General features: G+C 34.3%; 14 protein-coding genes and 1 rRNA gene. 3 read left to right on the top strand and 12 right to left on the bottom strand.

Features of this window, described 5'->3' with window-relative positions; translation table 11 throughout:
- Positions 1-73 (top strand): 5S ribosomal RNA (gene rrf, locus DB891_RS18010); the annotation flags it as partial.
- A 639-nt stretch (positions 74-712) separates the two neighbouring features.
- On the opposite strand, the gene DB891_RS15410 is transcribed toward rrf, so the two are convergent.
- The 10 genes from DB891_RS15410 to DB891_RS15360 all read right to left on the bottom strand — a co-directional run bounded on the left by DB891_RS15410 (position 713) and on the right by DB891_RS15360 (position 15118).
- A complete protein-coding gene (locus tag DB891_RS15410; protein ID WP_223256121.1) occupies positions 713-820 on the bottom strand; it encodes a fibronectin type III-like domain-contianing protein in 108 nt (35 codons plus the stop codon).
- A 21-nt stretch (positions 821-841) separates the two neighbouring features.
- Positions 842-1771 (bottom strand): sialate O-acetylesterase, encoded by a 930-nt coding sequence (locus tag DB891_RS15405; protein WP_116764478.1) that lies wholly within the window; start codon positions 1769-1771, stop codon positions 842-844.
- A gap of 18 nt (positions 1772-1789) precedes the next feature.
- Positions 1790-4009, bottom strand: coding sequence for a beta-glucosidase BglX (gene bglX, locus DB891_RS15400; RefSeq protein WP_116764477.1), 2220 nt, complete (start codon positions 4007-4009; stop codon positions 1790-1792).
- Positions 4010-4492: 483 nt separating this feature from the next.
- On the bottom strand, positions 4493-5950 hold the full coding sequence (locus DB891_RS15390; RefSeq protein ID WP_116764475.1) for a glycoside hydrolase family 30 protein: 1458 nt from the start codon (positions 5948-5950) through the stop codon (positions 4493-4495).
- Between the two features lie 39 nt (positions 5951-5989).
- A complete protein-coding gene (locus tag DB891_RS15385) occupies positions 5990-7447 on the bottom strand; it encodes a glycoside hydrolase family 30 protein (RefSeq protein ID WP_116764474.1) in 1458 nt (485 codons plus the stop codon).
- A 3-nt stretch (positions 7448-7450) separates the two neighbouring features.
- Positions 7451-8293 carry an endonuclease/exonuclease/phosphatase family protein gene (locus tag DB891_RS15380; RefSeq protein WP_116764473.1) on the bottom strand — a complete coding sequence of 281 codons (843 nt, stop codon included), beginning with the start codon at positions 8291-8293 and terminating at the stop codon, positions 7451-7453.
- A gap of 84 nt (positions 8294-8377) precedes the next feature.
- Entirely contained in the window at positions 8378-9442 is a 1065-nt protein-coding gene (locus tag DB891_RS15375) for a glycoside hydrolase family 16 protein (RefSeq protein WP_116764472.1), read from the bottom strand.
- A 131-nt stretch (positions 9443-9573) separates the two neighbouring features.
- Positions 9574-10452 (bottom strand): hypothetical protein, encoded by an 879-nt coding sequence (locus DB891_RS15370; RefSeq protein WP_124019527.1) that lies wholly within the window; start codon positions 10450-10452, stop codon positions 9574-9576.
- A gap of 20 nt (positions 10453-10472) precedes the next feature.
- Positions 10473-11984 carry a RagB/SusD family nutrient uptake outer membrane protein gene (locus DB891_RS15365; RefSeq protein WP_116764470.1) on the bottom strand — a complete coding sequence of 504 codons (1512 nt, stop codon included), beginning with the start codon at positions 11982-11984 and terminating at the stop codon, positions 10473-10475.
- Positions 11985-11998: 14 nt separating this feature from the next.
- Complete coding sequence (locus tag DB891_RS15360) at positions 11999-15118, bottom strand: SusC/RagA family TonB-linked outer membrane protein (protein WP_116764469.1); 3120 nt, start codon at positions 15116-15118, stop codon at positions 11999-12001.
- A gap of 377 nt (positions 15119-15495) precedes the next feature.
- On the opposite strand from DB891_RS15360, the gene DB891_RS15355 reads away from it, so the two are divergent.
- Positions 15496-18390, top strand: a complete 2895-nt coding sequence (locus DB891_RS15355) for a helix-turn-helix and ligand-binding sensor domain-containing protein (protein WP_116764468.1) — start codon at positions 15496-15498, stop codon at positions 18388-18390.
- Between the two features lie 203 nt (positions 18391-18593).
- Here DB891_RS15355 and DB891_RS15350 read toward each other — a convergent pair whose 3' ends face one another.
- Together DB891_RS15350 and gldJ are read right to left on the bottom strand one after the other, a co-directional pair.
- Entirely contained in the window at positions 18594-19880 is a 1287-nt protein-coding gene (locus tag DB891_RS15350; RefSeq protein ID WP_116764467.1) for a UDP-N-acetylmuramoyl-tripeptide--D-alanyl-D-alanine ligase, read from the bottom strand.
- 63 nt (positions 19881-19943) lie between these two features.
- Entirely contained in the window at positions 19944-21644 is a 1701-nt protein-coding gene (gldJ, locus tag DB891_RS15345; protein WP_116764466.1) for a gliding motility lipoprotein GldJ, read from the bottom strand.
- A gap of 252 nt (positions 21645-21896) precedes the next feature.
- On the opposite strand from gldJ, the gene porU reads away from it, so the two are divergent.
- The gene (gene porU, locus DB891_RS15340) at positions 21897-25727 is read left to right on the top strand and encodes a type IX secretion system sortase PorU (protein ID WP_116764465.1); all 3831 of its coding nucleotides are present in this window, start codon (positions 21897-21899) and stop codon (positions 25725-25727) included.
- Positions 25728-25765 lie beyond the last annotated feature (38 nt).

Below are 25765 nucleotides of genomic sequence, written 5' to 3'. Positions count from 1 at the left end.
CCCGAACAGAGTAGTTAAGCCCGCCTGCGCAGATGGTACTGCAGTTATGTGGGAGAGTATGTCGTCGCCTTTCTTTTGAAAAACCCTGTTTCTTACGAAATGGGGTTTTTTGTTTTTACAAAATACTGCAGTTTTGTAGAAGCCCTTGTGGGATCAAGTTTTAGTTATTCTGGATTGTGCATTTTACTGTGATTTCCTCATTTTGATTGAATTCCTTTTTGTCAGTAGTAGTAGCATTAGCTATATTGAAACTTGTATGGGACAATCCATATCCAAACGGATAAAGAGGCTCTATTCCTTTGGTCTCAAACCATCAGTAACCTACAAAAATAACTTCGTCATAATTTCCGTTTAGTTTGATTACCTTAATAGGATCTATTGTTCTGGCTTATGTTTGCTTAAAATTGTATGATGAACCAATACGACTTTGGCTAAAACAAAAAGTATTTAGCTATAAATCGACATTCATTGCAGTCAAATAGTTATATACCATTGGTAAAATAAGTTCTTTATAAATGCCATTATCCCCCATTTCTCCCGTCAAAAAGAGGATAAAAATACTGGACTTTTTTTATAAACGCCAAAGGGTAATTTTACAAAAAAAAGCGATACAATTCTCCCTAATCGTATCACTTTTTTGTGTTTAATCAATTTATTTTACCAATTCAAATCTTCCTCTTAATCGAATATCTGTCGAAGATGAACCAATCATCTAATCAAAATTACCAGGTTCCGAGACAAATTCTAATGCATTGTTGTAAAAAGACAATTTTTGGTTGTCAATTGTAAACCGGATTGTCTTAGTCTCTCCACGATTCAATGCTGTTTTTTTGAAAATCTTTCAATTTGAAGACACCTCTTTGTACTTATTCCTCTTTTTCAAAAGAAAAACTGCATTCGCAAACTCTTCGCCCAAATCAATATATCCCTCACTTTTATAATGATATTTGTCTGAATATTTATAACTACTTGTGGTTCGAATAATGGTTACATTGGGTTCCGTTGTGGCGAATTTTTCTTGTCCATATTGTACCAATTCACCATATCCCCAAACTTTTCCATCGTCATCATCTCCAGAATCGGATATTTTTCCAATTACAATAGGCAAATCATTGTTTCTAAAAGTAGCTCGCATGAGTTCCATTAACCTTTTTAAATTTGTATAATATTTATTAGCGATTTGTTCTGTTTTATCGGCATCACTTTCGCCTTGCATCCAGATAATACCACTTGGAATCAAAACATCTTCGATTCCATCACCGTTTATGTCTTTTACGGCCATGGCACTATTGACTGTTTTTTGAAAATAATCGTACTGATTCATTCCTTTTCCTCCTTTAAAATCTGGTTCCCAACAACCAAAATAGGAAGTCCCAATACTATCAATCGAGGATCCATCTCTAGCATATTTTATAATGGCCAGTTTTTGGTTTGGATATAATTCTTGCAGTTTTTTGGCAAACGAAAGCTCAATACCAAATTTATCTGAAAGTTTGTTGGTCTTTCCATCCGACACAAATCCAGTTCCGTTCCCAGGCTGAAGCATATCCCACTTTCCTAAACCTCCAGTTGCATCATTATCTCCAACCGGATTTCCTTGGTAAATAAAAACATTTTTATTTTTTTTGTTTAAAGAGTCCGGAAGTTCTTTTACATAACCATACCCTTGCATGTTTGACTGCCCTCCCAAATAAAATACTCTAATGGTATCTTTTTTTGATTGTGCCAAAAGCAAAATGGGCATTAGAAAAAACAGTACTACATTTTTCATTTTATTAATTTATAAAAATCAATTTACTAATTCAAAACTATCCCTTAAACGAATATCTGCCGAAGACGAACCAATCATTAAGTCAAATTCACCAGGTTCTGAAACTAATTCTAATGCATTGTTGTAAAAAGACAACTTTTGATTGTCAATCGTAAACTCAATTGTTTTGGTTTCACCGCGATTTAAAGTGATTTTTTGAAAATCTTTCAGTTCGATTATCGGACGCACTACAGAACCTACTTTGTCTCTCAAATACAGCTGAACCACTTCTTCCCCTTTTACACTCCCCGTATTTTTTATATTTACTGAAACCGTAATTGTCTCATTGTTTTTCATTTCTTTTTTAGACAATTTTAAATTAGAATACTCAAAAGTGGTATAGCTCAATCCATATCCAAACGGAAATTTTGGTGAATTCGGCAAATCAATATAGGCTGATTTATAAATTTTATCTTCATTGATCGAAGGTCTTCCCGTGTTGAAATGATTGTAGTAAATAGGGATCTGACCTTCGTCTCTAGGGAATGTCATTGGTAATTTCCCAGAAGGGTTGTAATCCCCAAAAAGCACATCTGCAATGGCATTTCCTGCTTCAGATCCCAACCACCAAGTGTAAACGATAGTTGGCATATTATCTGCAGTCCAATTAAAAATAAGAGGTCTTCCTGCATTAATCAATATTACAATAGGCTTTCCTGTTTTTTGAAGTTCTTTTACGAGTTCCTCTTGAACTCCTGGCAATTGCAAGTTACTTTTACTTTTGGCTTCACCACTTTTATTCCAGTTTTCCCCAATACTCAAAATAATAACCTCAGCTTGACTAGCCACATTCAACGCCTCTGCAAATCCCTCTTTGCTTTTACTTTCTACACCACATCCCTTTGCATATAGTATTTTGGTTCTCTTACCTACTTTTCGCTCCACTCCTTCCCATTGAGAAACGATATAAGATGAATCAATATCTTTTAAATCAACAGCCCAAAATCCGTGATTGTCTCTTTTCGATTTTACCATTGGTCCAATAAAAGCAATGGTTTTTAACCCTTTGGAAAGTGGCAAAACATCTCTCTCATTTTTTAAAAGAACAATACTTTTGGCCGCAATTTCTCTGGCTGCTTTCGTATGTTCAGGATTGTTTAATTCTCTTTGTTCCCGTTCTGGATTACAAAATTTATAGGGGTCATCGAACAATCCTAATTCAAATTTTTTGCGAAGAATTCTTTTTACAGCATCATCAACTAAGGCAATAGGCACTTTATTTTCTTCAACTAATTTTTCTAAATTATAACGATAGGTATTGCTTTCCATATCCATATCACTCCCTGCGGTAATTGCAGAAAGTGCCGCTTCTTTATTGTCTTTTACATAGCCATGACTAACCATTTCGCCTATAGAACCCCAATCGGAAACAACAAAACCTTGAAAATTCCATTTTCCTTTCAAGACATCCCTAAGCAAATAACTATTTCCAGTGGCTGGTATTCCGTTAAGGTCGTTAAACGAATTCATGAAAGTGGCAGCACCTGCATCGAGAGCCGCTTTGAAAGGGGGCAAATAGGTTTCCCAAAGCATTCTGTTACTCATATCAACCGAGTTGTAATCGCGTCCGCCAACGGCAGCTCCATAAGCAGCAAAATGTTTGACGCAAGCCATAACCGAATTCACATCGCCTAAGTTCACTTGAAATCCTTTGACTCTGGCATAGGCAATTTTTGACCCCAAATAGGTATCTTCTCCTGCGCCTTCCATCACTCTACCCCAACGCGGATCACGGGAAATATCTACCATTGGCGCAAATGTCCAGTGGATTCCAGAAGCAGCTGCTTCTGTCGCGGAGATTCTGGCCGAAAGTTCCATTGCCTCCAAATCCCAACTTGCCGCCTCGGCCAGTGGAATGGGAAAAGTAGTTTTGTATCCGTGAACAACATCTTGTCCAAATAGCAACGGAATTTTTAATCTGGATTGCATGGCCAATTCCTGATATTGTCTCGTATATTTTGTTCCCAAAACATTCAACATCGAACCAATTAATCCTTTTTTAATTTCGGCTTGTTTATTGGGGTTGATCGTAATTGGTCCCGTGGCGGCATTATCGCCAGTGTACTGATTGAGTTGCCCAATTTTTTCTTCAATTGTCATTTGCTTTATTAAGGCTTCGACTTTTTCATCAATTGTTTTTTGCTGTGCAAAAGCAAAAACCGAAAGGAATAGTAATGCTAATGTTATTGATTTTTTCATTTTAAAAATTTTATTTCCAAATTCTGAAACTATTATTTTGATTTAGCGGCCTTTTTAAACTCAAAAAAATTAAGATTAAAATTCCCTCCTTCAAAGTGAACCCGAATTTTATTGATTGCTTGCTTAAGAACGACATTTGTAACTGCTCAGTAGTAGAAATTTCAACACGAATTTCATGTTTTATTCGGGGTGCTGAATAGTTACCGACATGTTTAAATGTATTTTTTTTGTGTGGCTTGTTTGCAATAAATAGAAGATATTTTGCCATAATACCTCAACTTTATTTTTTTGCATTTGCTCCCAGAGTGATGGTTTTGACGCATCGTAATTAGATATTGCAGCATCTTTTTCTTGGTCTCCGGGAGTTTTATGCAAGTTTGATATTAAATATATTGGCAGCACACCAGTTGACTAAAAATCATCTTTAGAGGTACTATCCACATTGATAAATGGGTGCTCAAAAAGAGTAACTAATCAATTAACTCAATACACCAAAGTCTGAATCGCATTAGGCAAAATAGTAATTTCGGTAGCCTGGGTTCCTACACACAAATTATAAATTACAGTTGTATCACTTTGGTTCATCACAACCGTTACCATTTTTCCGTCTTTATTCAAAAAGGAAGTACTCAACAAACTGCTTCTGCTCACGGCGGTACTCACTCTTTTCGCCTCAGGACGAATGAATTTTGAAAAATGTCCAATATAATAATACGAAGGAGTATAGATTAATTCTCCTGTTTTGGTATCGGCATGAATCGGCGCAAAACAAAAGTTACCGACGTGATTAGGTCCACCATTTTCATCCAGAAGGATATTCCAATCCGTCCAACCCACAGTTCCGTTATTGAAATCATGTATCATAGCGGATCCATAACGTTCCCCATTGGTCCACAATTGGTAATTTTTGGCATCAAATTTCTCGATACAACCTTCAGTAAATAGTAGATTTTTGTTAGGAAACGCTTCATTAACTTTGGCTACATTCTCAAACATTGGATTACCACCAGCCCAAGTTTCATACCAATGAAATCCTATTCCCCAAGCATATTTCGCCGCTTCTGGGTCAGAGAAAATGATATTGGCTCTTTGTAACATTAAATCACGGTTGTGGTCCCAAACAATTATTTTTTTATCGCCTAGACCTTCCTTTTTCATTGTTGGTCCAAGATAGTTTTTCAAGAAATCTCTTTCTGCCTCTGCACTAAAAACACAAGATTCCCATTTTTGAACAGCCATTGGTTCGTTTTGAACCGTTATACCCCAAATAGGGATTCCTGCTTTTTCATACGCTTTGATGAATTTGGTATAATAAATTGCCCAATACTGAGAAAATTCGGGTAATAATGTTCCGCCTTTTAGCATGCCTTTATTACTTTTCATAAATGCAGGAGGACTCCAAGGACTTGCATAAAGTGTCATTTCTTTACCAGCAGTTGTCAAGGCTTTTTTTATCAACGGAATTCTATATTTCCTATCGTGCTCTATAGTGAAGGATTTCAATGTTGTGTCTCCCTCCTCTATATATGTATAACTACCCGAACTAAAATCAGAACTGTGAATAGTGGTACGCATCAAGGTATAACCTATTCCTTTGTCTTGGCTATAATAAGCATTCAGGAATTCCTGTTGCTTATCATTGGATAATTTGGCAAAAACTTCGGCACTGGCATCTGTTATGGCTCCTCCTATTCCCAGAAAAGATTGAAAAGTTTTATCTGGATTTACAAAAACACAAATTTGAGTTTCTTTTGGTTGAATCATTTCAGAAAAACTAAAGGTGTCCGTTTTGGATAATTTTAAATTGGTACCTTCAGCCGTAGTATACACCGCAACCGTTTTGTCTTTTGTAGAAAAAGAATGGGCTTGTGATTTATTTTTTTGTTGTCCAAAAGCAAAAAAGGAGGCTAGTATTAATGTTGTAGTGGTTATTTTCTTCATAATTTACAATATGTTTTTTTTATTTTTTGACGGAAGCAGTTACCAAGTATACGTTCCTACTGCTCCTGCATCTAGAGCAGTAGTAATCCATTTTCCATTGTACTTGATATTAAATAATTCTGTAGTGTTTCCATCATTTACAACTAACAAAACTTTTTTTCCTGCTGGAGTTTTGAAAGCAACATTATGCAAATTCCCACTAATAGTGCTAGCAATCCTAACAGAACCCATTGGAACAAATTTGGAAGCATGAGCGGCTACATAATACCCAACATTTCGACTAATTGATTCGCTACTGTTTACCGTTAGGGCTCCTTTGCAAGTAGTACATCCACCTGGAGTATGTGGCCCAAAAGCACCATCATTGGCAAGATTCCACTGCAAGGCATTTTTGCTCCAGTTGCGCATCGATCCAACAATTACATTTTTGACTTGCCATCTTAAGTCTCCATCGAATGATCCTGTAGAAGAAGTATATTGTTCTGTGAAGTAAACGTCTTTATTGGGGAATGCATTATGAACAATAGTAAGTGCACTAATATCGCCACCATACAAATGAAATGCTGAACCAGTTACAAAAGGGTAAGCTACAGCATCTTTTAGAATCGAAATTGGATATTGGGGATTATCGCAATTATGATCATAAGTAATGATCTTTGTAGCAATATTGGCGGATTGAAATGCAGGACCCAAATTATTTTTTATAAAATTGGCCTGTTGCACCGCAGTCATTACCATACTTGGATTGTTACCCCCGTGTAAAGGCTCGTTTTGAGGAGTAATCGCATCAATTACGATTCCTTCGGCTTTCATTTTTTGAATAAATTTCACAAAATATTGAGCGTAAGCTTCATAATATTGTAGCTGCAAACTTCCTCCCACAAAATCATTGTTGTCTTTCATCCAGAGTGGTGCAGACCACGGAGAACCCATTATTTTGATGTTGGGATTAATAGCCAGAATTTCTTTTAATAACGGAATTACGTCTGTCATGTCTGGAGCCAAACTAAAATTGGTCAAATTAACATCCGTTTGTCCTGTGGGCATATCATCATAAGTAAATGGAGTGGCATTCAAGTCAGACGCTCCAATACTAATTCTTAGGTAGCTCAGTCCTATTGAATTGACCTCAAAACCAAACAATTCCTGTAATAAATCTTTCTTTTTTTGAGCAGTCAATTGATTGATTACTTGGGCGCTTCCTCCTGTTAAGGTAAATCCGAAACCATCTACGGTTTGATACGTTTGGGTATCGTCAACATCTATATTTGGATAAATATTCACCCCATTACCAAAAGCTAAAATGCCTGTTTGTTTTTGTAAAAGTGATGTTTGATCTCCTTTGGTCAACCAAAAATCGACTTCATTTTTTACTACAGGAGGTATCGGAGTTGGAGTAGGGGGGTCAATGATATCATTTGATGAAGAACAACTGATGTGTATGGCTGAAAAGGCTATTACGAAAAACAGCTTTGTTAATTGATGAATATTTTTCATTTTTTATTTGTAATTAATTTCAACAAGAACAGGGAAGTGATCCGATGGGTATTTCAAATCTTTAGCGTCTGATAAAACAGCATATTTTTTAACTGTAACAGAATTGCTTTTCGATAAAAAAATGTAATCAATCAAAAGTGTTGATGCTTCGTTGTGTTTAAAATTATTAAAAGTTCCATAGGGACCAAAAGGCTTTTCTTTAGAAATCGTTTTGGCGTCATTCATTTTATTTTTTAATGCAATGATCCGATCTGTTTCGGGTTCTGAATTAAAATCGCCCATCAAAACAACGGGATATTTTTTTGTGTTTAATTTTTCTATCGTGGCAAGTATAAGTTCCAATCCTTTGGTTCTTGCCAGTTCCCCAATGTGGTCCAAATGCGTATTAAAAACCCAAATCAGCTTATTATTTTGCTTGTTTTTTAAAAGGGCATACGTACAAACTCTGTTGCATGCAGCATCCCAGCCCATTGAAACGGTATCAGGTGTTGCCGATAACCAAAAGGTATTGGATTCCATCACTTTTAATTTTTCTTTAGCATAAAAAATATTCGATGATTCTCCCTTTCCAATTCCGTCTCTACCTATCCCTACATAATTGTATTGTGGAAGCGCCGTTGCTATATCCAATACCTGATTGGGTTTTGCTTCTTGAATTCCAAAAATATCAGGCCCATAAAATTGAATCTGAGCATTAAAAAAATCTTTTCGGTGCGTCCAATCATTTTCTCCATCAGAGGCTATATCCAGTCGGATATTATAAGTCATTAATTTTATGGTCTGAGCATATGAAAACAGGCTCATTACAGAGAAACAAACTATTACAGAGAAATTCTTTTTAAACATTTTTTCTATTGTTTAGTATTTATAAATTAATGTAATACTCAGTATATTAGTCGTTTAAAATTTAAAAAAAATCAAAACCAATTCTTAATTATACACCCTTATATAATCCACCTCCAAAGTCGATGAGGTAAAATTCGGGTCTACGGGACCTCCCCAAACACCTCCCATTGCTAAATTTATAATTAAGTAAAAGTTTTTGTTGAATGGAAATTTATCTGAATTTATAAAAGTATAATACAAAATATCATCAACATAAAACTTTATATAAGTAGCAGTCCAATCTGCCGTATAAATATGAAATTCGGTATTGCTATTAGGTACTTTTATAATACCTGTATCAGGAGTAGTTCCGGAACGTCCTTCCGAGTGTAAAGAAGAGTGATTTTGGTTCAAATTTTTTCCAACAGACTCTAAAATATCTATCTCGCCACATTTAGGCCACCCTACACTACCAATAGTACTGCCCAGCATCCAGACTGCAGGCCAAGTCCCAACTCCAGTAGGTACTTTTGCTCTGATCACTATTTTGCCATAAGTAAAATCAAATTTCCCATTGGATTCTATTCTGCCAGAAGTGAAGTCCCCTTTTCCATATTTTTCTCTGATGGCTTTTATTTTCAAAATGCCACCTTGCACAATTGTATTTTCTGGACGAGTGGTATAAGATTGAAGTTCGTTGTTAACATAACCAGGATCCCAAGTTTGAAAACTCCATTTGGAGGAATCTAGTACTCCATCGGTATTAAATTCGTCTGACCAAAGTAGTTTTGAACCGACAAAAAGCGTTAATGATACTGCAGTGCTAACAAATTTCCCAGCGTTATAAGCAGACACATATATTACGTAGGTATTAGTCCCTGCTGCAGTATATGTATAAGAAAAACTTCCATTGGTTACTTCCTTTGTTTCTCCATTTCCAAGAACTATTTTATAGGATGTTGCATTTGTTGCTGATAGTGTGAAATTTACCACACCGCTTCCATCTCCATTTGGATTTTGAGCTGTGGCACCAACTATTGTAGATGTAACTTTTAGATTTGTAGGCTCCTGATTTACTACTGGCTCCTCTAAATTTGAACCACTACAAGAAATAAACAGAAAGCAATTCAGTACAATAATCAAATTAATTCTTGAGAGATATTTTTTCATTTATAATTTTTTAAATACAAATTCATAGTGTCCTTTTTATTAAAAATGGCCCATAATCAAAAGAGAATGGGCCATTCTACCAACTCAAACCTAACTTAAACCTAACTCATTATTTATCGCAAGGGAAATATTTACAAGGACGGTCTCATTTCAATGTTCTGAATTTTGATTCCAGCCTTCATATCTTCACCACCACCACGCATTACTAAATAAACTACTCCAGTTGTTGTAGCGGTAAATATTCCTAGATTATTTTCTGCTTTGCATCCTACTACTGAAATCTTACCTGAATAAGATGTGTTTCCGCAATTATCCCATGTGCTTATCGCTCTTAGTTTACCTCCTTCATTATATTCTGATCCATTAACAGGAACAGAATATCCACAATACACTTCAAACCAACAATTTTGACCACCCGTTGTAGAAGAAACAACCATATCAATATTGTATTTTTTACCAGCTACGACATTAACTGCTTGATACATCCCATATTGATCCCATCCAAAACTGTTAAGTAAAGCATATCCAGTTCCAAAAGCCCAAGTAGCATTGTTAGACCAAGTAGCAACATCATAAACAGTCCATTTTGCCCAATCAGCAGCATCAAGAAGTTTTCCTCCTTTAATGATGTTTCCTGCAATAGGATCAGCTGTAGCTACTACAATATCTTGAGAAGCGGTATTTACTATACCTCCTCTACCAATAGCGCCATGCGTAATGGTATAAGTGCCTGCATCGGGAAGGAAAATAGTTTCAGTCATTTTACCAGTATACATTCCTCCACCATTGCCTAAATCCCATTTTGAACCTAGCACATTTTTTGTTTGAGCTGTCAATGTAAATTTATTGGCAGAACCTTCTACAGGTGTTATTGTAAAAGTGGGATCTACAGTGGCGTCCGACAATCCATTATCTACGATATCTTCAGATTGACAACTTCCCAATGAACTTAATGCTATAATAGCAAACATTAAATAAATGCATCTCTTTAAAACTATTTTAATATTCATAATATTTAAATTTTTTACTATTAATAATTAGGATTTTGAACCAATTTTGTGTTTTTTAATTCACCAAAAGGAATTGGGAAGATTTCGTTTTTTCCGGCAACAAATCCTCTGCTAGCAAGGACTGAAGCAGCTTTACCCGTTCTTACCAAATCATACCAACGGTGACCTTCACCTGCCAATTCCAATCTTCTCTCATTCATAATCGCTACTTGTGAAACCGGTACAGATGGCAATGCTACTCTAGCTCTTACTGCATCTAAAAGTGCTTGCGCTCTAGCTCCAGTTCCTCCCAAAGCTTCTGCTTCCATCAAATAAGTATCAGCCAAACGAATAACATAAGTATTTTGTTTGTAATTTAAAGGTTGAGCCCCGGTACCAGTTGTTACATCTGCCTGTGTTGGTGTAAATTTATTTAGGAAATAACCAGTGTCCTGATATCCTGCGATATAATCTGCTTCATTAGCAGCCTGCAAAGCTTTCATATCTAATACAGTAGAATTAAAACGAGGATCCATTTTAATAAGATTATATAAATCAACCGTAATAGGATTAAAACTCCATCCAGAGGGTAAATCTGGTGCTGGTGAACCAGTTGTTCTAGAATATCCTCTAGGTCCTACCATCACATTCACAGAGTTACCCTCATCTCTTCCAGATCCCCAAAATCCCCAATCTGAATTTCCTTCACTTGTATGTGAAATTTCTAGTATAGATTCTGAATTGAATTTGTTACTTACAACCCATAAATCACTGAATTTTGTCAACAATTTGTAGCCATAAGGACTTGTAGTACCTGGTGTAGGTCCGTTTACTAATGCCAATTGCGTAGCAGCTTCAGCATACTTTTTTTCATACAATAATACTTTGCCTAATAAAGCTGTGGCAGCACCTTTTGACAAACGACCAGACTCTGCAGCAGTAATTGTATTTGGTAAATTTGGAATTGCTTCTGTCAAATCTTTTTCTATTCGAGTATAAACCTCCGAAGGTGTGGCTTGAACTACTGTATATACTTCTGAAGTAGTAAGAGGAGTTAATATCAACGGTACATTTCCAAACATTCTTACTAAATCAAAATAATAATAAGCACGTAATCCTTTCAATTCAGCAGTATATCTTGATTTTGTAGCCTCATCCATAGGTATACCCGGTAATTTTACTAATAAGATATTAGCATTGAAAACCCCTTGATAAGGAACGCTCCAGAAACTACCCGGCATAATGTTAGCATCTAAAGTATATTTAGAGAACCCTTGAATTCCAGCCCCATCTGTCGCTGATCCACCTCCTGCATAATGATCATCTGAACCTGCATTCAACATCGTTATATAATTTTCAAACCCACCAGAATTTTTTCGAATAGGATCATACGCACTAACAAGAGCTGCATAAGCATCTGCGGGTGTTTTGTAATAGTCATCTACAGATACACTTCCTGATTTATCTACATTCAAAAAGTCTTCAGAACAGGAAACCATTGTAAATACAACTGCAGTTGCAATTAATAAATACTTATTTCTATTTATTTTCATAATTATATTTTTTATTAAAACTGTAAATTAGCGCCTAAGATGAACCCTTTAGCTTGAGGATAAAGTCCTTTGTCAACTCCCGAAATATCACCACCAATTTCTGGATCATATCCTGTGTATTTCGTAAAAGTCAATAAGTTTTGACCCGTAACATACATTCTTACTTTTGTAGCTCCAATTTGACTAACTACTTTTTCTGGTAATGAATATCCTAATGTCATTAATTTTAGACGTAAATAATCTCCATTTTCTAAATAGAAATCAGAAGATTTTTCGAAATTTCCATTAGTGTCATTAGTAGTTAGTCTAGGATAATCATTAGATGTTCCTTCCCCTGTCCAACGTCCTAGCGCGTCAGTTTGATAGTTTGCATTTCCTACATCCAAACGACGAAGCCCTTGGAAAATTTTGTATTTTGAAGCTCCTTGAAAAAATACTTGGAAATCAAATCCTTTGTAATCTAGATTAAGCGTTAAACCATAATTATAAGCTGGTAACGAATTTCCAAGGAAAGTTTTATCATCGTCATTTATTTTTCCATCGTGATTATTATCTACCCAACGGAAATCCCCTGGTTTAGCCCCTGGTTGAATTGGAGTTCCACCAGCATTTGAATAAGCATTTACTTCGTCTTGTGTCTGGAAAATGCCAGCCGTTTGATACCCATAGAATGAATTATAAGCTTGTCCGACAGCTGTTCTTGTTATATCACCCATTGATTGAAAAGTAGCTGTTCCATTTGATATAAAAGCTTTTCCATTTCCTAGAAAAGTAACTTCATTTTCAAGATAGGATATGTTACCATTTGCAGAAAAATTTAATTCTCCAAATTTATGATGGTATCCTAATTCGAATTCAACTCCTTTATTCACCATATCAGCAACATTCCCAACTGGGTTTTTTATTGCTCCTACGTATCCTGGAATCTCAACTACTTGCAATATATCCGAAGTCTTTTTATTATAAAGGCTTAAACTAAGATTAAAATCATTAAACATTGTAGCATCAAATCCTATATCAGCAGACGCTGTCGATTCCCATTTCAAATCAGGATTCGCTGGTGAATCTGGACCATATCCAGAAACAATACTACCTGGGTTACCAATAGTATAATTACTACCCCCAATAATATTTGAATCATATCTATTTGATTCAATAGCATCACTACCATTTATCCCATAATTGGCGCGCAGTTTGAAGCTATTTACAATAGAGTTGTCTTTCCAAAACTCTTCTTTAGATACTACCCAACCTCCAGACACAGAAGGGAAATTACCATATTTATTATTTCCTCCAAAATTTGTAGAACCATCGCGACGAATTACACCCGTAAGTAAATATTTCTCTTTATAATTATAATTCAAACGAGCAAATAAAGAGACAACTCGGTGAGGATCATTTGAATAAGAAGATCCCGTTTTTTTACTAGCTGGGATATCCCAATTAAATGATGCATCTTGATAATTGTTTACTGGTAGTCCTTGATAAGTTACAGTAGTACCAATGTTGTTATTCTCTTCATATACACCTTGACCTAACAATGCTACAAAATTATGATCACCCAATTGTTTTGTATACGTAAGAGTATTTTCTACATTCCAACCAAAACTTCTATTGTTTGTACGGTATAAACTATTCTCAGTTACGTTATTATTAGAATTCAAGAAAGCTTTTGGAGTAAAAGTTTCCTCTCCCCAAGTAGATAATTTGCCACCAAATGAGGCTTTAAACACCAAATCATTAATAGGCTTAATTTGCACGTAGGCATTCCCCAGTAAATTATCAGACCATCTATAGTTTCCTAATCTAGTTTGGATATAAGCCAATGGGTTTGTTATTTCTTGACCCACCACGCTTGAAATTCCATAAGGATTACCATTGGCATCCCTTACTACTGGATTAGTGCTATACGGTGCTGCATTAGCTACTGCTGGATCTGTAACAACAATTGGGGTTGTTGGATCCAAATTGATTGCAGAACTCAACGGACCTCCAAACTCACTATTGGTATTACCAATCCCTTGAGATTTATCATGAGCATAACCAACAGATTCCCCAATAGTAAAGATTTTTGATATTTTATGAGTAGAGTTCAAACGCATATTCAATTTTTTATAATTCGAAATATCCGTTGCAACAATTCCTTCTTGGTCTTGATAACCAATAGAACTATAAAAGCTAGAAACTTCATTTCCTCCACTAAAACTGATTTCGTGTGAAGAGCGTATAGAACCACTGTTAAAAAGAGTAGATTGCCAATCTGTTCCTGCTCCCAAAGCTGCTGGATTTGGATATATTAGACTACCACCACCTGCAACAGATTTCTCATTCATAATAGTAGCATATTGTGTTGCATTCAATAGGTCTAATTTTTTTGCTGGAGAAAAGGAACCTGCAAAACCAGTATAAGCCACATTAATTTTACCAAGTTTTCCTTTCTTTGTTGTTATCAAAACAACTCCCGAAGCAGAACGCGAACCATAAATTGCCAATGACGCTGCATCTTTAAGAACCTCAAGAGATTCAATATCGGATTGATTTATTGAACCAATACCGCTGTTATCAATAATAACACCATCAACAACCCAAAGAGGATTATTCCCCCCCTTATCACTATTAAAAGTCGTTATCCCCCTAACTCTAATTGTTGATGCCGCTCCAGGCTCTCCAGAATTAGCAATAACTGTAACACCCGAAACTCTTCCTTGAAGAACTTGTCCAATCCCTGTGTTTGGATTATTTGTCAAAGCTTTTGCTTTAATACTAGATATGGATCCCGTTACATTAGATCTTTTTTGAGTACCATACCCAATAACTACAACCTCATTAAGGTCTTGTGTTGAAGAATACATTTTTACCTGTAATTGTGTTCGACCATTAATTGACTCTTGAATCGCTTTATACCCAATAAAACGGATTGTCAAAGTCCCATCTTTTGGTGCCTTTATTTGAAACTTTCCGTCAAAGTCTGTCGCTACTGATGATGAGGTTTCTTTTACTACTATGGTTGCCCCTGGGATTGGCAACCCCTTTTCATCAATCACTTTCCCGTTTATGGTAGCATCCTGTGCCTGTACATAAACGGAGAATAGTAGTGATGAAATACAAAAAATAAATGTTTTTAATAATTTCATTTTCCTGATTATTTTGGTTAATTATTTAGTTATTTAATGCAATAGTACAGATAATTTTTCTACATTGGTAATTAAAAAACTTTACAAAAACACATCAAACACCTTGTTGTTATATTACAAAAACACATCAAATTAAATTCAAAACACAGAATATCAACTATTAACAAACTAAAAATAATTACTTAAAAAAATATTAATATAAAAAAACCACTACAATTACGACAAATTAGATACTTTAGCTTAAAATCCAATAAACACATTTAAATTCAATTATAAAAGGCCCTTTCATAAAAACAAATACATATAAAATATTTATATTAACATTCCCGAAAATAGGTTGCAAATACCAATAACGATATGCAAATCACACATGACCGATGAAGTACAATAAATACCAACACGTGAAATTAACTGGACTTTTTTTACTGTTTATTTTAATCAACTTGCCCATTAGTTTTTTTGGACAAGTAAAAAAAATTGGACTGCCACATATTAAAAATTATAGTAGAATAGAGTATAAAGGCGGCACTCAAAACTGGGATATTGACCAAGACATAAACGGCAATCTGTATTTTGGAAATAATGACGGTCTTTTACAATTTGACGGATCAGCGTGGAACAAATACAAACCAAAAAACTCGAATGCAATCAAATGCTTAAAAGTTGACCCTTCGGGAAAAATATACGTGGGCTGTTACAATGAATTTGGATACTTTAAACCCAATTCAAAAGGAAAACTAGAATACTTTTCACTTTCCAAATTCTTAAGCAAAAAGACACTCAATAGCATTGATTTTATCTGGAAAATACATCTCTATAAAGAGGAAGTTATTTTTCAATCATTTAATGGAATTTATATTTATAAAAACAATAAAATTAAAACGATAAACGCACCCAAAAGATTTCAGTTTTCATTTCTTGCCAATTCCAGATTGTATTTTCAAGATTTCTTTTCGGGTATTATGGAGTACAAAAATGACAAACTAGTTTTGCTTAAAGGTTCTGATGCTTTGAATAATTCGGAAGTTTGGGGTATGATTGAATTAGATAAAAATAAAATTTTGACGGCTACTTTAGATAAGGGCTTATTTACATTAGAAAACAATCAAGTTGCGCCTTGGAATACAGAAGCAAATACTTTTGTCAAAAAAAATGGTTCTCTCGGATGTATCCTTTATAAAAAAAAATACATCGTAATCAATTCAGTACTTGATGGAATTATTATCTGTGATATAAAGGGGAATATTATACAACATATTAATCGCAGCAAAGGACTTCAAAACAATACGGTCCTTACTACTTATATTGATAGCAGTAATAACTTATGGTTAGGATTAGACAATGGTATTGCATATGTAAACGAAAACTCTTTCCTCACCTACTTTGGGTTTAGTTATAATTTGGGTACTGTGTACTCTTCTGTTGTGCACAAAGGCAATTTGTATGTTGCCACAAATCAAGGGGTGTTTTACCATCCCTGGAATATAGATTTCAAGGAAGGTTCTTTCAAGCTTGTAGAAGGAACAACAGCTCAAGCATGGAATGTTCAAGTAATAGAGGGTGAGCTTATATGTGCGAGTAACAAAGGAGCATTGCTTTTAAATAATGGTAAAACGATCCAAAATCTTGACCCTAGGGGATATTTTGGTTTTAAATCAATTCCAAATCACCCCCATTTTTTTATTGGATCAACTTATAATGGTTTTTCCGTTTTTGAAAAAACCTTTTCAGGAATGAAATTCAAGAATAAAATTGAAGGTATCGATAAATCATCCAGCTCATTTGAAATAGACAAAGATTATATATGGCTAAAAAAGGATGCATATATATGCCAAATTGCTTTTAGTAATGATCTAAAAAAGGCAAAGGCAGTTAAAATATTTACCCAGTTTTCAGAACAAAATCCCGGAATTGGAAGTCTTCAAAAAATAAATAATAAAATATATTTCCAATCGAACAATATATTTTACACCTATTCAAAAGCGCAAGATGCATTTGTTGAAGATCTAGCCATAACCAATATATTCAAGTCTATTCCGAAAATAAATGAGCTAACAGCCGATGCAAGTGGAAACCTTTGGTATGTTTTTAATGAATCCATGGGAGCATTGATGAAAGTTGGATACAACAAATACAAACATGTAATAGCACCCTTATCAAACTTAACAGGGAATCTAGTATCAAATTACATGTCGATAAATACGATTGACTCAAGAAATACTTTTATAGGCTTAACAGACGGGCTAGCACATTATGATTCCACTATCGAAAACAAGTCTGCGCTAAAACCAAAAGCCCATATACGAAGTTTTTCATTTCCGGGAGACACTATACACCTGAAAAACGGGCTAAATATAAGGGCAAAATATGAATTGGCGTATGCGTCAAATCAAGTAAAATTTACATTTTCATCTCCTTCTTATGAAAATCTTGAAAATATAGAATTTTCATATCAGCTGGAAGGCTTTGATGAGAACTGGAGTCCATGGTCAAATAGTGCCATAAAAGAGTACACCAACCTCAAAGAAGGTAATTACAAAATGAAGGTAAAAGTGAGAAACAGTTACGGAATTCAATCTGCTGAAACTTCAATTAATTTCAGGGTATATCCACCATGGTATAGACATTCCTTAGCTTATTTATTATACTTATTAATGGCTGTTGGTTTAGTTTACTACATTAGGTTAAGAATAAAAATTAAAATAAGGCAAAACAAACATTTTGAAACATTAGAACAAAGAAGATTATATTTAGAGAAAGAAACTAAAATTAAACAAGAACAACATGATCTTGAAAAAGAGATAGAAAAATTAGAAAATGAAAAGCTGCAAATTAAAATTTTATCAAAAGACAAAGAATTAGTAAATAATACTTTGCAAGTGGTTAAAAAGAATAAAATACTAAATGGTATTATTTATAAATTAAAAGACATTAATAGTGGTTCATTTGATGAATCAACAAAAAACCAGTTTACCAAACTGAACAAAAGTATCGCAAAAGAAGTGAATACAGATAAAAGTTGGAAAGATTTAGAAAAACACCTCAAGAATGTGCATTTTGATTTTCTAAAAAAGTTAAAAGAAAAACATCCCACCATTTCTCCCCGAGAAATGGACTTGTCCACCTATTTATTAATGAACATGTCTACCAAAGAAATTGCTGAATTTATGAATATCTCAACCGGAGGAGTTGAATTAGCCAGATACAGATTAAGGAAAAAATTAGAATTAAACAAAAAAGAAAATCTAATAAGCTATTTAATGAGTCTTTAAACAATGTTGTTTCCTTAACAAGTGAAACGTTTTTAGTGCAGTTGTCAAGTCGAGTCCATTCGACTTTGCTCAGGATAAACTAAAGTCGAGACTCAACGATTGGTCTCGACTTCGCTCGACTTGACAAACTGTCATAAGTGAACGACATTGAGTCTTTAAAACAAAAACGCCTTCATTAATTATGAAGGCGTTATGTAAAATATTTAACTAATAAAATCTAAGGTTCGTTCCAAAGCCATTCCTCTAGAACCCTTAATTAAAATCATGTTATTTTCGAACATCTTTTCCTTAATAGAATTTGAAAAATTTTCAAAAGTCTCAAAAAAATAAAAACGGTTATTATCTACCTTATTCTGGTAGAAATCTTTTCCTATAAAATAACAAATAATATCATTTTGATTTACAAGCAAATCAACAACGTTTTTGTGTTCAATTAAGCTTTCTTTCCCTAATTCAAACATATCACCCAAAAAAACTATTTTATTTACTTTGTCTAAAAGAATGAAATTTTCAATGGCCACTTTCATACTGCTAGGATTGGCATTGTAGGCATCAAGAATAATTTCATTAGACCCTCTTGTAATTAATTGGGATCTATTATTTTCTGGGATGTAATTTTCTAAAGCTTCTTTTATGGCGTTGTCATCAACTCCAAAATATTTACCAATTGCTATCGCTGCATTTATATTATTTGCGTTATACAAACCAATTAAATGAGTTGAAATAATATTATTTGAATAGGCAATCACTACAAATGGATTTGCTTCAATCGAAATTACATTTAGATTAGCTTCTTCTTTGTTTACACCAAAAGAATAGTGCTGTAAAGCTTTTGATTTTTCTACTTGAATGGGGTCTTCCAGATTTACAAATACCATTTTATCATTGTTCAAAAGATAGTGATACATTTCACTTTTTCCTTCAATAACTCCTTGAACACCACCAAAACCTTCTAAGTGGGCTTTTCCGAAATTAGTGATATAGCCATAATCTGGTTTTGCTAGATCACATAGAAACTCGATTTCTTTTTTGTGATTGGCTCCCATCTCAACAATCCCTATTTCAGTTTGACTATTAAAAGACAAAAGCGTTAAAGGTACGCCGATATGGTTGTTTAGATTTCCAACCGTTGCTTTTGTGTTGAATTTTTTAGCAAGAACTACATGAATCAACTCTTTGGTAGTGGTTTTTCCGTTGCTTCCGGTTAGGGCAATTATGGGTAATTTTAGATAGGCTCTATGAAATTTTGCTAGCTCTTGTAAAGTCTCTAAACTGTTTTCAACTAAAATGGTTCTGTTGTCAATAAAAAAATCTCCATTGTCAATTATAACATAGGAGGCACCCTTTTCTAATGCTTCTTTTGTAAAAGTATTGGCGTCAAAGTTTTCCCCTTTTATGGCTACAAAGAGTGAATTTGGTTCAATTTTACGTGTGTCAATTGAAACAGAATTGCATTTCAAAAACAGACTATGAATGTATTTAATATCCATATTATATAGTTTAAAAAATAAAAGCCCTAATTAAAGGGCTTTTAGGTGAATTTTTATAAGAAATTAATTTCTAGGTGATTTTTTTGCTTTAGACTTTGAACCTACTCTTGACATAGCACATCTGAAACCAATGTAATCAGTTGCCATATCTTGAGGGAAAAACCTTCTTTGAGCCGGGTCTAACCAATAGGCTCTGTCTCTCCAAGATCCTCCTTTGTAAACTCTAACGGCATCGTTAATCAAGGTAGTTCTCTTGCTTGATTTGTCGTATTTCCTGTCCATATTTCCTAAGCTGTCAATTTTTACATTGTGCTTTGGAGCATTATACATAACTTCTTTGTCAGACATTTTACTTTTTTCAGCATCAGACCCACCAAACTTATAGTATTTGGTCGATTGCTTGTCACCGTCTCTGAAATTGATATTGTCGCTAGTGCTGAAATTTTGTCTTAAATATGTTTCGTTTTCATCAACAGGAACTTGAGCAATTTCTCCAGGTAAACTTTTGGCTACTAATTTCCCATTGCTTAAGGTGTCATAAACAACATTGTTGCTTGTAATAATGTCTAGTTTCCCGTCTTTTCCAATTTTGTTTTTAGTATAAACGTTTCCTCTAAAATAGTTAAAATCATTTGTTTCTACGTCAACAATAGGTCTGTAAACATCGGCAACCCATTCTGCCACGTTTCCAGCCATATCATACAAACCAAAATCATTTGCAGGATATTTTTTTACTTCATTTGTAATGTCAGCACCGTCATCAGACCAACCAGCGATTCCGCCGTAATCTCCATTACCTTGTTTGAAGTTGGCTAATTGGAAACCTTTATTTGATCTTTTTCCAGAACGGGTATAACTTCCAGACCAAGGATATTTCTTTTGTCCTTTGTATATATTGTATTCTCTTTGTCCAACATCGGCTGCTGCGGCATATTCCCATTCAGACTCTGTAGGTAATCTGTATTCTGGCAAAATAATCCCAGTTGACCTTTGAGCATATACATTTTTCTCTTCAACTACTTTGCCGTCTTTGCCTGGTTTTGGTCCTTTTTTAGATGATCCTTTTCCTTTCAAAAGAATTTCCTCGTTACCGCCATAAGTAAGTGTTGGAGCGGCTATATATGTTTCAGTGCTAAAATTGTTTTCTGCAGAAACATCCAATGATTTAGCATTTTTCTTTAAATAACCATTTTTTTCCAATACAGCTTCATTTACGCGATCTGTTCTCCATTTGCTAAATTCAACTGCCTGAACCCAGTTTACACCAACTACAGGATAGTTTGCATAAGCAGGATGTCTTAAGTAATTGTTAGTCATGGTTTCATTGTAACCTAACCTGTTTCTCCAAACTAATGTGTCTGGTGAAGCGCCTTCGTATATGTTTTTATAATTTTCTTCTGTTGGAGGATATACCTTTTTTAACCATTCTAAGTATTCAAGGTACATTAAGTTGGTAACTTCTGTTTCATCCATGTAAAATGACATAACATGTTGTTGATTTGGAATATTGTTCCAATCATGCATCACATCGTCTTGAATTAATCCTTTTGTAAAAGTTCCACCTTCGATAAAAACCAATCCTGGTCCTGTTTCTTGTTCTTTATGGCTTGATGCATTTCTAAAACCGCCTTTTGAACTATTTACATTCCATCCAGTCCCTCTCGAGGCACTATCTGTTTTAGATTTTTTGCTACAACTCGCTAAGCCAATCACTAATGTTAGTGACAACATTATTTTTAAGGCTATGTTTTTATTTACTTTCATACTTTCTAGTAGGTGATAATTAATTTAGGTGGCGCAATGTAATAATTATGGTTTAATACACAAAACCAATTCACAACTTATTTTAAAGTCTAGCTCAGATAATTTCTAAACGCAAAATTATATATTTTATTACACAATACAACAAAAAAATAGATTTAATATTTTCTGTATTCATGCTGCATCAAAAAAGGAAATTGATATTTTTTAGTTACTTTTAGCAATTATTTCAGGTCTATTTTGTTAATTATTTTCATGAGAAATCTTTTTTTTTCCTTTATTTTTTTTCTGCCTTTATTTGTTTTTTCACAAGTAAAAGGTGAAGTTACCATAGAATGGTTTGAAAACACAGAAATTGTTTTTGGTAATTCTATAAAGCACATTCCTCATTTTAAAGGTTTTGATTATTATTATGATTCAAATCTAGAGTCTGTATTTTACAATTTAAATCTATCTAATTCAGCTGCTTTTGATGAAAATAGTTTGCAAATCACAAATTTGATTTATGAAACTATTTCCATAATGCAGTTGGGGGATTTGAAAATTCTAAATATACCTAATACCGTAAAAGCTTCGGTAAATTCTATTGAATCCAGAGATTTGCAGCAAACATTTTTAAAATTATCTCCTATTATTAAAGATGGTAATGGGTATAAAAGGGTTAAGTCGTTTTCTTATACGCTAAATGTTGGCTCTTCCAGAAAATTAAATGTCAGTAAAAACAAGAATGCATTGTCAAATTCTGCTTTAGCAAGTGGAGAATGGTTTCGATTTTATATTGAAAAATCGGGTGTTTATAAAATATCAAAAAGTTTTTTACAGGATTTAGGTCTTAATTTAAATGGAGTAGATCCTAAAGAAATAAAAATATATGGCAATGGAGGGAGAATGCTGCCGCTTTCAAATAGTATCGATTATCCGTCTGATTTAACTGAAAACGCGATTCAAATGCAAGGGGAAAATGATGGTGTTTTTAATGCCGATGATTTTATTTTATTTTACGGAGAAGGGACTGATAATTGGAATGAAGAAAGTCAAACTAATTTAAATCTATACGATTCCAAGTCCTATTATTATGTGACTGTGCAAGGGGATAATGGTAAAAGAATTTCTGTGATGACCCAACCTTCAGGAGTGATTACTTTAGATTTGTCAACTTTTGATGACTATCAATTTCACGAGGTGGACCTTGTAAATATTGCGCATTTAGGCAGGCAATGGTTTGGAGAAACTTTCGATATTTCTCAAGATCAGGAATTTGTCTTTAATTTTCCAAATATAGATGCGGCGGTTCCTGTGAGAGTTAATGTCGCTTTGGCTTCGGCGGCATACACTCCTACCTCTTTTAAAGTTTTTGCAAATGGTGCTGCTGTAGCTGACGTTTCATTTTCGGCCTTAAATACAAATTCTGAGACACAGTATTTTTCAGGATCTTTACCTAATAATAGTACTTTTATTGGTTCGTCTAACATAAAAATCAAACTGACCTACAATAATAATGGTGTTCCAGGATCTAAAGGCTATCTGGATTATATTCGATTGATCGCAAAAAGCAAGCTTCAAGGATACGGTAAGCAATTTCGATTTCAGTATGATTTATCAAATTCGAGTCTGGGGATAGTTAATTATTCTATTTCAAATGCAGCTGCTATTTCTCAAGTATGGGATATTACAGATATATATAATGTAACGAAAGCAGAAAATCCAAGCCAAAGCACATTTTCATTCAAGGCAAATCTTGGAGAACTGAAAAAATATATTACTATTGATTCTCAAGATTATTATGCGCCTTTAAAGGAATCTAAATCAAAAATTTTAAATACAAATATTAAAGGAACCGTTTTTAAAAACACCCAAGGTCAGTTTCAAGACGTTGATTATGCAATCATCACTCCAGAATATTTAAAAGCTCAGGCAGAAAAATTGGCCAATTTTCATCGAAATAATTCTAATTTAAATGTTAAGGTGTTGACTTTAGAGTCTATTTATCAGGAGTTCTCCTCTGGTAAACAGGATATTTCCGCAATAAGAAACTGTATAAAATACATATTTGATAATGCATCATCTACTGATAGAAGAATACGGTTTGTCAATCTTTTTGGTGATGCATCGTATGATTATAAAAATAGAACTGTAAACAACTCAAATGTAGTTCCCATTTATGAATCTTTAAGAAGTAATACTATAGGTGAAGCTTCTTTTGCATCAGACGATTTTTATGGATTAATGGATGATTCAGAAGGGAATATTGTGTCTTTTTTTGGAGGGATAGATATTGCTGTTGGTCGAATGTTGGTCAGTAATACCATTCAAGCAGAAGAAATGGTTAATAAAGTAATCGAATACCATGACAAAAAATCGTACGGAAATTGGAGAAATAATTATGTCTCACTAGCGGATGATTCGGATAAAACCTCGGATGCTTCTTTACAATCAAGGCAAAATGCAATGGCGGATGAAATTACGTTGCAAAAGCCATTTTTGAATGTATCCAAAATATTCTTGGATTCCTACAGTCAGGAGGCTTCGGCTGGTGGTTCACGATATCCTAAAGCCAAGGCGGACTTTTATAACGAATTCGAAAAAGGGGCTCTAGTCTTTAATTATTTGGGACATGGGGGGGAAGATGGGTTGGCCAGTGAACGGATTTGGGATAAGGCAGACAGTCAAAACGTAAGCAACCAATACAAATATCCTTTATTCATAACGATTACTTGCGAATTTTCTCGTTTTGACAATCCGTCACGTCCAACAGCAGGAGAGTATATTTATTGGAACCCAAAAGGCGGTGCAATTTCTTTGGTAACGACCGTACGTTCTATAGGGCAGTTTAGTGCTGAAAATTTTAATGATTTATTTACGAAGAACCTTCTGTCTTATGGGGCTAGTGAATATGTACCCATTGCCGAAGCATTAAGGGTTTCTAAAAACCAGAATCCAAATTCAGCTACAAACGTTGTTTCTTATCTCGGAGATCCTGCGTTAATCTTGGCTATACCAAAACCAAAAGTGGTGCTTAGTAAAGTAAATGATATTCCGGTTAACCAAGTAATACCCGATTTTAAATCATTGGCCAAAATGAAAATCACGGGGCAGATAACCGATGAAAACGATGTTCCGATGACGAATTTCAATGGTGTTTTGTCTACTGTTATGTTTGATAAAACGGTAATAAAAAACACTTTAAATAATGATGGATTTAGTTCTCCGATGCCTTTTAGCGTCCTAGGTGAAGCTGTTTTTAGAGGAAATGCATCTGTTACAAATGGTCAATTTGAGTATAATTTTATAGTTCCCAAAGATATTCGAATCCCGTTGGATAAAGGGAAATTAAGTTTTTATGCTAAAAAAGGGGAAACCCTTGAAGATGTGACGGGTTATAATTCGTCTATAATGGTTGGGGGGATCAATGAAAATGCTGTAGAGGACAATATTAGCCCAAAATTGGAGTTATATATGAATGACAAGACATTTGTGTCAGGAGGTATTACAAATGAATCTCCCTTTATTATTGCTTTTATGGAGGATGAAAGTGGTATTAATACCGCTGGGGGGATTGGTCATGACATTGTCGCAATTTTGGATGGAGATGTAAGTAATCCTTATGTATTAAACGATTATTATCAAACCGAGTTGGATGATTTCACTAAAGGTACTTTGCGATTTCCGCTTAGGAATCTTAAAGTTGGTTTGCATACTTTAACTTTAACGATTTGGGATGTGTATAATAACCCAACAACATCGGAAATTCAGTTTTTAGTTGTTGGAAATCAGACTATAGAGCTGACAAATGTGTTGAATTACCCCAATCCTTGTGTGAATTATACCGAGTTTTGGTTTTCACATAATAAGCCAAATGAGCCCTTGGAGGTTCAGGTTCAGGTGTTGACAATAACAGGTAAAGTTGTTTGGACAAAAAATCAAACGATTACAACTTCAGGTTTTTTGTCAAGAGAGATTTCGTGGGATACAAGAGATGATTTTGGCAATAAAATTGGAAAAGGAGTTTATGTTTATAAACTTACCGTAAAAGCTACTTTATCTAATAAGAGAGTTGAAAAATTCGAAAAGCTTGTAATTCTTTAATAATATAGTATATTTACTTCAAATTAATATTTTTTTTA

Origin of the sequence: Flavobacterium laiguense (assembly GCF_003097655.1) — a bacterium.
In the GTDB taxonomy this organism is placed as follows: Bacteria; Bacteroidota; Bacteroidia; order Flavobacteriales; family Flavobacteriaceae; genus Flavobacterium; species Flavobacterium laiguense.
This window is presented reverse-complemented; position numbering and strand designations above follow the sequence as displayed.

Bases quoted from the DNA above. Each gene is read 5' to 3' on its own strand.
- DB891_RS15405 (WP_116764478.1), bottom strand. From the start codon at position 1,771: ATGAAAAATGTAGTACTGTTTTTTCTAATGCCCATTTTGCTTTTGGCA.
- bglX (WP_116764477.1), bottom strand. From the start codon at position 4,009: ATGAAAAAATCAATAACATTAGCATTACTATTCCTTTCGGTTTTTGCT.
- DB891_RS15390 (WP_116764475.1), bottom strand. From the start codon at position 5,950: ATGAAGAAAATAACCACTACAACATTAATACTAGCCTCCTTTTTTGCT.
- DB891_RS15385 (WP_116764474.1), bottom strand. From the start codon at position 7,447: ATGAAAAATATTCATCAATTAACAAAGCTGTTTTTCGTAATAGCCTTT.
- DB891_RS15380 (WP_116764473.1), bottom strand. From the start codon at position 8,293: ATGTTTAAAAAGAATTTCTCTGTAATAGTTTGTTTCTCTGTAATGAGC.
- DB891_RS15375 (WP_116764472.1), bottom strand. From the start codon at position 9,442: ATGAAAAAATATCTCTCAAGAATTAATTTGATTATTGTACTGAATTGC.
- DB891_RS15370 (WP_124019527.1), bottom strand. From the start codon at position 10,452: ATGAATATTAAAATAGTTTTAAAGAGATGCATTTATTTAATGTTTGCT.
- DB891_RS15365 (WP_116764470.1), bottom strand. From the start codon at position 11,984: ATGAAAATAAATAGAAATAAGTATTTATTAATTGCAACTGCAGTTGTA.
- DB891_RS15360 (WP_116764469.1), bottom strand. From the start codon at position 15,118: ATGAAATTATTAAAAACATTTATTTTTTGTATTTCATCACTACTATTC.
- DB891_RS15355 (WP_116764468.1), top strand. From the start codon at position 15,496: ATGAAGTACAATAAATACCAACACGTGAAATTAACTGGACTTTTTTTA.
- DB891_RS15350 (WP_116764467.1), bottom strand. From the start codon at position 19,880: ATGGATATTAAATACATTCATAGTCTGTTTTTGAAATGCAATTCTGTT.
- gldJ (WP_116764466.1), bottom strand. From the start codon at position 21,644: ATGAAAGTAAATAAAAACATAGCCTTAAAAATAATGTTGTCACTAACA.
- porU (WP_116764465.1), top strand. From the start codon at position 21,897: ATGAGAAATCTTTTTTTTTCCTTTATTTTTTTTCTGCCTTTATTTGTT.